The following is an 11,679-nucleotide window of genomic DNA, read 5'->3' on the forward strand; positions in this document are numbered from 1 at the left end:
AGAAATGGGAAATCCAAAGGCATTTATGACGGTAACGAGAAAGGAAGCCGGCTACCGTCTCATAAGCGAAAGAATATATGACCACGCAGAGGTAGAACAGACGTTAAACCGGGAAGACCGCATGCAACAAGCTTCACGTTGCATGGATTGCGGCATTCCTTTTTGTCACTGGGCCTGTCCGTTGGGCAACAAGATGCCCGAATGGCAGGACTACATTTATAAGGGCAATTGGAGAAGAGGCGTGGAGGTATTGCATGAGACCAACAACTTTCCGGAGTTTACCGGAAGAGTTTGTCCCGCACCCTGCGAAAAATCGTGTGTCCTGGCACTGCACGACGTGCCGGTGACGATCCGGGAGAACGAAGCTTCCGTAACGGAAGTAGCTTTTATGGAAGGGATGATCAAGGCCCGCCCCCCAAAATACCGCTCGGGCAAGAAGGTGGCCGTCATTGGTTCGGGACCAGCCGGACTTGCGGCTGCACAGCAGCTGAACCGGAAAGGGCATTATGTCACGGTGTTTGAAAAAGACAACAAACCGGGCGGACTACTCCGCTATGGAATCCCCAACTTCAAGTTGAGTAAGCATGTCATCGACAGGCGCCTGGAAATCCTTATGGAAGAAGGCATCGAGTTTGTGACCAACACCGAAATAGGCCGGGACATACCGGGCAAACAAATCATGCAGGAATATGATGCGGTATGTCTGGCTACAGGAGCAGGTAAACCAAGAGATATCAACCCTGTGGGGCGCGAACTGAAAGGTATCCATTTTGCCATGGAATTTCTATCGCAGCAGATACGGTTGCTTCAGGGAGAAGAAGCTTTTACAGCTGAAAAGATATCTGCCAAAGACAAACACGTGCTGGTCATCGGAGGAGGGGACACGGGATCTGACTGTGTAGGTACTTCCATCAGGCAGGGAGCAAAGAGCGTAACACAGATAGAGATCTTGCCACAGCCCCCCCTCGGAAAAAATCCCGCTACACCGTGGCCCCACCCATATCCGCAAATTTTAAAAACCTCCTCCTCACATGAGGAGGGATGTATCCGCAGATGGCTGTTGAACACACTCTCTTTCGTTGGGGAGGATGGCAGCGTAAAAGAGGCCACGGCAGAGGAGGTGGCATGGGAAAAGGATGAAAACGGCCGGTTCAGGATGATTTCCCGGGGACAAAAGGAAACACTAAAGGCCGATTTGATACTGCTGGCTCTCGGTTTTGTACATCCCGTACATGAAGGGTTGCTCGATGAACTGGGCGTGGACTATGATGCCCGGGGAAATGTAGCGGTGGACAAACAACACGGAAGCAACATACCTGGTGTATTTGCAGCCGGTGATACCATTATGGGAGCAAGTCTGGTGGTAAAGGCAATTGCCTCGGGCCGCAAAGTGGCGGAAGATATTCACCGGGTGATCAGCACCCGGTAGTCCGCTGTCACATGATCCGGAGATTATGCCCTTGTCACAATTTCTGATTCTTAAAAACAAAAAAATATGTGTGGAATCGTCTGTACTTTTAATCTAAAGAAACCTGAGGATCAATTACGCCCTCAGCTGTTAAAGATGTCAACAAGACTGCGCCATCGCGGACCGGATTGCTCGGGAATTTTCTCATGCGACAAAGCCATTCTCACGCACGAGCGACTTTCCATTGTCGATCCGGCATCAGGGAAACAGCCATTGGTAAGCAAAGACCGCAAGCTAATCCTGGCTGTAAACGGGGAAATATACAATCATCGCGAGATCCGAAAGAGATATGAACAAACCTATGAATTCCTCACCCAATCTGATTGCGAAGTAATCCTGGCACTTTACCGTGACAAAGGGCCTTACTTTATGGAAGATCTGAATGGTATCTACGCCTTTGCCCTCTATGATATGGAAAAAGACGTCTATCTGATCGGGAGGGACCATATTGGAATTATTCCGCTGTATCAGGGATGGGACCAGGACGGAGCTTATTACGTAGCTTCCGAACTGAAAGCGCTGGAAGGATATTGCAACAGGATTGAGGAGTTTCTCCCGGGACATTATTATTACAGTCCTGATGGTAAACCTGCAAGATGGTATACACGTGACTGGATGGAATATGAGCATGTGAAAGACAATACTTCCAACGTGGACACATTACGTAAGGCAATGGAGGATGCCGTGCAACGACAGCTCATGAGTGATGTGCCGTACGGGGTATTACTTTCAGGAGGATTGGATTCATCCATTATCTCTGCCGTGGCGAAAAAGTTTGCTGCCAGGCGTGTAGAGACAGATAACAAAGAGGATGCATGGTGGCCCCGGCTACACTCATTTGCGATCGGACTGAAAGGATCACCTGATCTGGCTTCAGCCCGAAAAGTGGCCGCTCACATCGGCTCCGTCCATCACGAGATAGAATTTACCGTGCAGGAAGGCCTTGACGCCATTCGTGATGTGATCTATCACATTGAGACCTACGACGTGACAACGGTACGTGCCAGTACACCCATGTACCTGATTGCCCGCTATATCAAATCGATGGGCGTGAAAATGGTACTCTCCGGCGAAGGTGCCGACGAAATTTTTGGAGGATATCTCTACTTCCATAAGGCGCCCAATACGGAAGAGTTTCATAAGGAGACTGTCAGGAAGCTGAGCAAATTGTATCAGTACGACTGCCTGCGTGCAAACAAGTCTCTCGCCTCGTGGGGGGTGGAGGGACGTGTTCCCTTTCTCGACAAGGAGTTCCTGGACGTAGCCATGAGGCTCAATCCAAAAGACAAGATGGCAGGAAACGGCAAAATAGAAAAACACATCCTTCGGCAGGCATTTGAGGATTACCTGCCCAAAGAGGTGGTCTGGCGACAGAAAGAACAATTTTCCGACGGCGTGGGATATAGTTGGATAGACAGCCTGAAAGAAATTGCGAACCGGCAGGTGAGCGACGAACAGATGACAAACGTGCACCATCGCTTTCCCGTAAACCCACCGCTGACCAAAGAAGAATATGTCTACCGCACCATCTATTCCGATCTATTTCCTTCAGATAGTGCCGCTTCGTGCGTACCCTCCGTTCCTTCAGTTGCCTGTAGCACACCAGTGGCGCTCGCCTGGGACGAGACCTTCCGGAAGAATGCCGATCCTTCTGGAAGAGCAGTAAAAACAATACACGAACACGGCTTTGGATGATCAGACATACTCATCTCCGTACCGGAATTTCACATCCGTCACAAAGTGTTTTATGCGTTGTTCTTCGCTTTTTTTACATATCAGCAACACATTGTCCGATTCGGCCACGATATAATCCTCAAGCCCCTGTATTACCACAAGCTTATCTTCGCTCATCGCCACAATGTTGTCGGTACTTTCAATATACAATGTTTTGCAATTCAGCTGTGCATTGTTGTCGCTATCTCGTTGCGACACATCATGCAGTGCACCCCAGGTACCCAGATCACTCCAACCGAAATTGGAAATATTTACATATACGTTGTTCGCCTTTTCCAATATTCCGTAGTCTATGGAGATATTCGGACAAAAGGGAAAGCTTGTGTCAATAAACTGCTTCTCGGAAGGTGTATTAAAAAGTTCTTTACCCTCATTAAATTTCTGCACAATGTCTGGCAGATGTTTTTTGAAAGCATCAATGATGCTGTTCACATTCCAGAGAAAAATACCGGAGTTCCACATAAACTCACCGCTTTCCACAAATTTTCTTGCCAGGTCGAGATTAGGCTTTTCGGTAAAGGCTTTCACCTTTTGAATTCCATCCATATCTTTCTCATCCACCTGGATGTAGCCATAACCCGTTTCGGGGCGATTAGGTTTGATTCCCAGCGTAAGCAGAACCGGGTTTTGACCTACAAACTCCAACCCTTTCTTCATATCGATCTCAAACTGCTCTTCATTCATGATGAGGTGGTCGGAGGGTGCCACAATGATGTTGGCATCCGGGTTTACAGCTCTGATTCTGAACGAAGCATAGGCTATAGCAGGGGCAGTATTGCGTCTTATAGGTTCCAGCAGAAGCTGATTTTCTTTAATTTCAGGCAACTGCATTCTGATTGTTTCAGCGTACGCGTCATTGGTTACGAGGTAAATATTTTCTACGGGAACTATTTTTTTAAAGCGGTCGAAAGTACTTTGCAGCAGCGATCGTCCTGTGCCGAAGAAATCAAGGAACTGCTTGGGTTTATCCTCCTTGCTAAAAGGCCAGAAGCGGCTTCCCACACCGCCACACATGATCACACAAAAATTATTATTGTTTCTCATTCCTAAGATTATATTAATAAAATAAAATTTCCATAGGGTGCTAAATGACTATTTTCCGCGGGTTTATGTCATAAATAACATCTTATTTTTACAATTTGTTTTAAATCTTGCTTTTTGCACCCTTAAAGATACAAACAAAAGAGCATCCGGAGGGAAAAGGGTGGTTAAATTGCATAAAAATAAAGATAACTTTTTCATAATCCCGAAAATATATGTACTTTTGCACTCACTTTTCTACAGAATGCCCAGATGGCGGAATTGGTAGACGCGCTGGTCTCAAACACCAGTGGATTCACTTCCATGCCGGTTCGATCCCGGCTCTGGGTACTCAAAAACCCTGACTATCAATTGATAATCAGGGTTTTATCTTTTTAAAAAGTGTACTAAAAGCGTACTATTTAACCGATTTTCTGAAAATTACGGAAATGTATTCCTTTGCTTTCTCATATTGTATATAATTCCTATTTTTGTCGGTATAAGCCAAAAATCAATGATATGCAACCAATATTTCAACGTCTTCAAAAATTCATCAATGAATTTACCTCATCACGGTTGAAAAAATCAATCGACCTTTTTGAGTTGAAATCCGAATATTGGGATGATAAAACCCTACACACGCATATCCGTGAAGAAATTTACAAGGCGTCATGCGAGTTGGTAGAGTTACATGAGAAGTACCCCACACTTCACGTCATTACAAATTATCCCGACTTGAAGAATATCCTTTGGGATAGCACCTTTATCGAATCCATCTCTCCCGATGAAAGGAAAAAGTACCACAATTCCGAAAGTACCAGTTTAAGCCATGACAGGCTGAAAGACGATCCCGAAATATATGACGGGCAGTTACCCTATTTCTCCGGTATCATCTCATCCATTTACCTTACCGGATATATCGCATTCCTTCAATCCAAGTTACCCGAAGAGAAAACGACCAACATTTTAACCGAAGGAAAATCCACTTTTGAAGCGCAGCTCAATACCGCACAAATCAAATTATTGTCCGAATGCCTTAACGATGTACGTATGTTTCCCGAGAATATCACAAGCCAGACACTTGAAAATATATTTGCCTGTAACCTTTCACAACCATTAAAGGCACGCAATAACCGCCTGTTGGCCTATTTCTTCTCGGCATTGGACGACCGCAGCCCGATCACACGCAACTGGCAATCGGTGATCGATAAAAACCGCCTTTTCCTCTCTTCTGGAAAAAGCAAACGGCTCAAACAATCCGACCTGTCCACGGCAAATTCCGAAATTAAGTTCACTCCCCCCATCGGTTCGGCAACCATTGCGGTTATCGGTATCGGTGCAAAATATGACCTGAAAAACATACCCGTGGGATTGTTTGTCAATCCCTATTTCAACATACATAACCTGATCCCGTTTTCTATGGAAAATTATCATGAGCGTACATCCGAGGAGGGCTTCCGCTTTGGTGTTGTCTATTATCTTCATTGAGAATGAATCCGTATCAAAACATTTAGCTTTATCAGGATATGTAAGTTAATTTGTAAAAGTAATTGTTTGAAAAAAGTGACGAAATGAAAACAAAATTTTTATTCGGAATATTGGTTTTATTCCTTGGCACAATCAACTTTGTGGGTTGTAATGATGATGACAATTTGAAGCCTATAGAGTTAAGAGACAGAGAAGGGACATCAATCTCTATTTTCTATCCTCCTGCCTCAGGATACAGTTTTTCTCTACAGGGTGGTGACGGCAACTACAAGATAATATCAGAAAATCCTGAAGTAGTTACCGCGGAAATGATTTCTTCTGTCGATTTTCGATTGGAAGCAAAAAGTATAGGTGAAGCCAAGGTGACAATAACCGATAATTCACAAAATATATTGACACTAAATGTGAGTATAATATATGAAACAATTAATATTGTCATAGAGGCACATGATGTTTTTACAGATGGGGGTGATCTGACCGGAAATGAGAAAAAAGCGATCCAAGAGAAACAACTTGTTGAAATTCCAGTAAAAGTCGGAGGCGGCTATAAGTTTATTTATACTGATTACGAAGACGAAGATAGAGGAGGGAAAGCGATTGTTTATCCGGAGAAATTTGGCTCTAACGGCATTGAGACAACTTTTAAAAAGAAAAGAATAACAATCGACGAAACGACCAATAGTTTCACAATAGGATTTGAGATTGATATTAATAATGAAAAAAGACTTCTAGTCTTAAGTAGATATTATCCATCTACCAAATCTGAAGCACTCGTTCCTATAGCGTTATTCGAGGATGTTACCTCAAAAGTACAAGTTGAATATCCTAAAGCGGAATCAGTATTCACAGCTCAAGTCATAGAGAAGTAGTAAAAAATCCATGTTTACTCAATAATTAAATGCAACATCTCTCAAGATAGAAGAATTATTTTCGGAGATGTTGCAATCTTATGCCTACCCCATTAAAATCACATCAACCTTCTCAATTCCTCTTCATCGGGCAAAATATCCCTATATTTCTCCGGCAATTCTGTTGCCAATTTGTATGTGGAAACGCCCATCGGTTTAGACGTATCCCTAAAAGCGTATTCCACTATTTTTTCTTTCTTCGATTTGCAAAGAATAATGCCGATGGATCGGTTTTCGTGCGGCAGGCGAACCAAATCATCGAGAGCGGAAAGATAGAAATTCATTTTTCCAAGATATTCGGGTTTAAATGCGCCCCGTTTCAACTCAAACGCTACCATACATTGCAGTTGGCGATTGAAGAAAAGTAAATCGACAAAATATTCCTGTTCTTCAACAATAAAACGATACTGATTGCCGATAAAGGCAAAATCTTTCCCCAAAGACATGATAAAGTTTTTGATATTCAACATGATTTCACTTTCGAGAACCCGCTCATCAAATTCTTCATCCGGCGATTCAATATTAATGTAATCCAACAAGTATTCATCTTTGAACGAAAGGAGCGCTTTTCGCCTTAAGTCGGCATCAGAAATGGTTATGGAGAAGTTGTTAGCGAGTTTGCCTTGTTGGGAGAAAAGATTCTCTTTCAAGCAGTATTTTAATTTTTCCACACTCCAAAAATCAGTTGCGCATCGGTCAATGTAGAACAGTCGCTCAGCCAACGATTCAGTTTTCTTGACAATTTCATTATGATGCGTGAAGCCAATTAACGTAAAATTCGGCGTTGGAAGCAAAGATGCGTTTGCTAGCCAATCTGTTTTAATCTGCAAATCGTCCGATACTGACGAACGAGTTGTAATGTGCTCGAAATTAGACCGTAATAAATCGTCAGTTGCTAACTGACGATTTAGGATGTCGCACCACGCTTCGTAAAAAAGCCGCATATTCTTGATGTTCGCAGCTGAAAAACCGCGCAAGCCGGGTAATTCTTGTTGTAGTTGATTCGAGATTTGATCGATAGCTCCCGTTCCCCAAGTCCCTTCGCGCGATTTTCTCGATACAAATTCCCCGATACCGTAATACAGCGACAATAACTCTCTGTTGGCTAATGCTGCAGCCTTATAACGGCTTTGCAAAATGGCACTCTTAATGGCTTGTATTGCTTGGTTAAAATTTGTGCTGAATTGTTGTTGCATATCCTTTTCGTTTTAAGCAAATTAGGAAATCAGTCGTTTACAAAGATAAAAAATTCCCGGTTTATAATTTCAATTCCGGCAAACTGTCAATCGCTTTCTGTTTCAATTCATCCACGGCACGAGTATATTTTTCCATATGCTTTAACCCGCTATGCCCCAATAGACTGGCAACGGTTTCAATATTTGCCCCATTATTTAAGATATTCACAGCGAATGAGTGCCGTCCGCAATGCCAGGTAATATGCTTTTTAATTCCGGCACGTGCCACCCAACGTTTCAATGCTTTGTTGCACATGGTATGGCTGGGGAGAGTGAATGTGTATTCATCCTTATTGTCTGAATCCTCAATCAAGCTCAATAGACCGTCATTCAGAGGAATAACAACCCCACTTGATGCGTTTTTACCCTTTGTCTTCAATTGCTCAAATTTTAATAACCGATTAGAATAATCGACATTCCGATATTTTAATTCGATCACTTCACAATGGCGGATACCATTGTAGAGCCTGTTCATCGATTTTACAGACAACTCCCTTACAGGGATTTTTCACCATAACATCATGATCTATGGCATAATGTATCACTTTTTTAAAGCGTTGATAGTAACCTTTCGCCCCCTCTTCCATACTCCTACTTTGCAGATACTCCACAAAATCGATCATCATATCTTTTGTGAGTTCTTCGGGTCTTATGCGACGTGAATATTGGGGATAGCTATCATCCAAAAAATCTTTGAACCGTTTGAATGCACCTTCCATCATCCGGATATCTTTCTTCGTATAACTATCAATATAGGATTGGAAATAATCCAAAAAGTTGACATTCTTATCTTTCTTCAGACGATAACCATGAATATTTTGCTTTAACTCTTGCTCACGCTCCGACCTGATCTTCAAAGCCAGCTCCAATGTTTCTTTATTTGTCTGGCGTTCAATGGGTGTTCGAGGTTTTTCCAATAGATAGAGATTCAGGTTTTCTTTTCTCCGGTTATGCCTAACTGAAAATTTTGGTTTTCCCGCCATTGCTCCCGATGTGTAATATACCTGATTACCCTCCCTATCTAAAACAGGGTTTTGCTCACGTCCCAAGTAGTAATCGAGATACAAACTGATCCTACCATCGGAGAGGATATTTTGCTGTAATTTCGGGTTTTTCTTTGGTTTTTGCCTCTAACTTTGCCATAATATTCAATGCTTATGGTTCTATACCGGATTGTGTACACAACCGAGTTAAACTTATAAATATCTGATTTTCTACTTGTTTCTCTTTTTGGTAAAGATACAAAATAATTTTATTCGAGGTGTACTAATAGTGTACTAAATGACAAAATATAGGCAATAATGGAGAATTTTATAAATTATAATTATTTGAATTTTAGGTTATTATTTCTTTTAGTTTCCAATTTTTTCACGGTTATGTATCGGCTCTGGGCACTATTTCAAAACGCTAAATCATTAACAGTAAATAATTTATCGTTTTTATTTTGCTTTCCGTGTCCGCAATTGTCCGCATTTTTAGGGAAGTCTAAGAAAAGTTTATTTTTTTATGATATTCTATCCCTCATTATTTGTTTGCAAATCTACAATCTCCCAACCTGCATTTCTAAATAATTCTATATCGTCTTTCACATTTTCCTTAAGACATGCAAAACAAAGCAAATGTGTTGGACGAGAAAATCCGACATACATCATTTTCATTGTTTCTTTGGCTCGTATATCCTGATTCTTCCGATATTCGTGTTCTTGTTTGTACAAGGGATTATTAAGATATGGCTGTTGATTTTACGATAATCCATCACTGTAGAATTACTTTATTCTCCAGTACCCCCCTTTGTTTCCTCCAATACGTTCAAGTTTCCCAATCTTTTTTAATTTCTCAATATCACGATATACAGACGAATCGCTCACCTCTAATTGTTTAGATATGGCTTCTCTTGATAAACTATTATCTTCTCTAATTAGTTGAAGAATCTTCACTTGCCTCGAGGTTATTTTTATTGCTTCATTTTCTGCTTCACTTATTGCTTCATTTTCTGCTTCACTTATTGCTTCATTTTCTGCTTCACCCATACTCTTTTCTGCTTCATTGTCTTCTCCGACATTTCTCCGACGCTTCTCCGACACATCTCCGACATGTACAGGCTTATTCTCTGTACCACTTTCTATACCATCTGCACCATTTTCTGCACCACTTTTTGCCTCATCTGCACCACTTACTTTTCCTTCTAGTTTAGGATCGGCGCTCATCACCGTTACTTTGAATGTAGTAATATCTTTAAAGTCAAATATGGCCAAGCCGTTTTTGTTTGCTTCTAACTGTTCCTGTACCATACTTATTCCCCTGTTGAAACGGTTTACATATCCAAGTACTTTCATCGCTTCAGCAATAACAGGATTACGGTAATCATTTACATGTGGAAAATTCTCCGGTTGTACTTTACCGTAAAGTCCACCCGGATTATCCATTTCAATCCGGTCGGAGTATTCATAAAATCGAGCCGGGGCATTCGTCTCATACGTACGGTGCATGATGAGATTCATAGCCAGCTCTCTTATTGCTTCATACGGGTAGTTGATTTTCATTTCTTCCCGTAAAACCGTAACAAATACCGGACGTTGCTTCTGAATTGTATATTTGATGAAATAGTCTATCTCCTTTAATAACGTGATAAGGTTTCCCGAAAACTGTCTTTCATTTATCACTTTAGAGGTTATACTTTTTCCGGCAAATTCAACATATTGTATATACGCACCAAAGAGAATATGCGATGGATCTTTTCCAATGAGTAGGATGCCGGCAACTGTCGGGCAGTCTTGTGCCGGATCAAACAACTTTAAAGATGCCAATTGTTGCTTAATCCCTCGTTTATCTCCTTTTAATATGTTAGCGCTTACCATTTTGGGCAGATATTCAGATTTGAATAGATCCAGATCCAAATCATCAATGGTGGTATGCAAACACGGAGCAGTATCGAATGTTTGTGATTTTACTTCGCTTTTCTCACGAAGAATTCTTAATTCTTCGTCATTTGCTTCCCCCCGCCTCGGCCCGATACGGATATACACCGTTCCTTTATATTTCACGGGAGTACTCTTGCTCGGCTTCACTTCGACAACGGCGATATCGCCATCGGGAAAAGAAAGCTTTTCGACCATCAATGCCGGTTGAGGCGTTATATTTCCATCAGAACGTAATCCTGCCAAATTCCTCAGTAACTCATCCGTCACCTTTAACCCGTTCAATGAACCGTCATCGTAGGCTCCGATAATGAGATAACCCGGAAGTCGTTTGTTGGGCAGGTCATTTGCAAAGGCACAAACAGCCCTTGCAAATTTATCGGTATCTTTTGTTGATATTGTTCTTTCTACACGTTCGTTTTCAATATCTTTCAATAGTACCTTTATTTCATCTTTTGTAATCATATTATGCCCTGAAGTTTAACACAAATATAGTGAAAGCCGAGAGGAAAGGCAAGTTCGCTTGAACTATTCCGTTAAGAGAGTGCAGAACGAGTAAACTCGTTTTGCCGAACGCAGGAATAGTCTAACTCGTTGAACTTGCCCGAGGCGCATCCTATATTCTACAAATGTACTTATTTATTCCAACATCCCGATTAATTCTTTTTTCATATCGTCATCAATCGTCCGGTATCGTGCAAAAACTTTACTACCCTCTTTATGGCCACTTAAAGCTCCGACCAGATTCGGGTCTTTGACTTTTTTATAGATGTTTCTAATGAAACTGCGTCTCGCCATGTGAGAGGAAGCCACCTCGTATAAAGGTTTTTGAATTTCCTCACGGGTTTGTTGGCAAAGCCCTGATTGACTGATTGTCAATCAGGGCTTTTTAATTACGGATTTTCCCC

7 protein-coding genes, 1 tRNA gene and 2 pseudogenes are annotated in these 11,679 nt (G+C 41.9%); 5 read left to right on the forward strand and 5 right to left on the reverse strand.

The genetic code is table 11. The features are described 5' to 3' along the window. Positions 1-4 precede the first annotated feature (4 nt). The gene (locus AC1HCU_RS11340; protein WP_480366081.1) at positions 5-1,429 is read left to right on the forward strand and encodes a glutamate synthase subunit beta; all 1,425 of its coding nucleotides are present in this window, start codon (positions 5-7) and stop codon (positions 1,427-1,429) included. 66 nt (positions 1,430-1,495) lie between these two features. After that, a complete protein-coding gene (gene asnB, locus AC1HCU_RS11345) occupies positions 1,496-3,163 on the forward strand; it encodes an asparagine synthase B (RefSeq protein ID WP_480366083.1) in 1,668 nt (555 codons plus the stop codon). Here asnB and AC1HCU_RS11350 read toward each other — a convergent pair whose 3' ends face one another. Further along, entirely contained in the window at positions 3,164-4,246 is a 1,083-nt protein-coding gene (locus AC1HCU_RS11350) for a mannose-1-phosphate guanylyltransferase (protein ID WP_480366085.1), read from the reverse strand. A 243-nt stretch (positions 4,247-4,489) separates the two neighbouring features. Here AC1HCU_RS11350 and AC1HCU_RS11355 point away from each other — a divergent pair. The 3 genes from AC1HCU_RS11355 to AC1HCU_RS11365 all read left to right on the forward strand — a co-directional run bounded on the left by AC1HCU_RS11355 (position 4,490) and on the right by AC1HCU_RS11365 (position 6,579). Next, positions 4,490-4,573, forward strand: a tRNA-Leu gene (locus AC1HCU_RS11355). Between the two features lie 168 nt (positions 4,574-4,741). Then, positions 4,742-5,710, forward strand: coding sequence for a hypothetical protein (locus tag AC1HCU_RS11360; protein WP_480366087.1), 969 nt, complete (start codon positions 4,742-4,744; stop codon positions 5,708-5,710). Between the two features lie 83 nt (positions 5,711-5,793). Then, positions 5,794-6,579 carry a hypothetical protein gene (locus AC1HCU_RS11365; protein ID WP_480366088.1) on the forward strand — a complete coding sequence of 262 codons (786 nt, stop codon included), beginning with the start codon at positions 5,794-5,796 and terminating at the stop codon, positions 6,577-6,579. A gap of 98 nt (positions 6,580-6,677) precedes the next feature. Here AC1HCU_RS11365 and AC1HCU_RS11370 read toward each other — a convergent pair whose 3' ends face one another. The 4 genes and pseudogenes from AC1HCU_RS11370 to AC1HCU_RS11385 form a co-directional block, all read right to left on the reverse strand. After that, positions 6,678-7,814, reverse strand: a complete 1,137-nt coding sequence (locus AC1HCU_RS11370) for a PDDEXK nuclease domain-containing protein (protein ID WP_480366090.1) — start codon at positions 7,812-7,814, stop codon at positions 6,678-6,680. Between the two features lie 61 nt (positions 7,815-7,875). After that, positions 7,876-8,996 (reverse strand): annotated as a pseudogene (locus tag AC1HCU_RS11375) (tyrosine-type recombinase/integrase). A gap of 623 nt (positions 8,997-9,619) precedes the next feature. Continuing rightward, a complete protein-coding gene (locus tag AC1HCU_RS11380) occupies positions 9,620-11,236 on the reverse strand; it encodes an RNA-binding domain-containing protein (protein WP_480366092.1) in 1,617 nt (538 codons plus the stop codon). Between the two features lie 174 nt (positions 11,237-11,410). Then, positions 11,411-11,617, reverse strand: a pseudogene (locus tag AC1HCU_RS11385) (site-specific integrase); the annotation flags it as partial. Between the last annotated feature and the right edge of the window lie 62 nt (positions 11,618-11,679).

It is taken from the genome of Proteiniphilum sp. LBM24028, assembly GCF_056629195.1.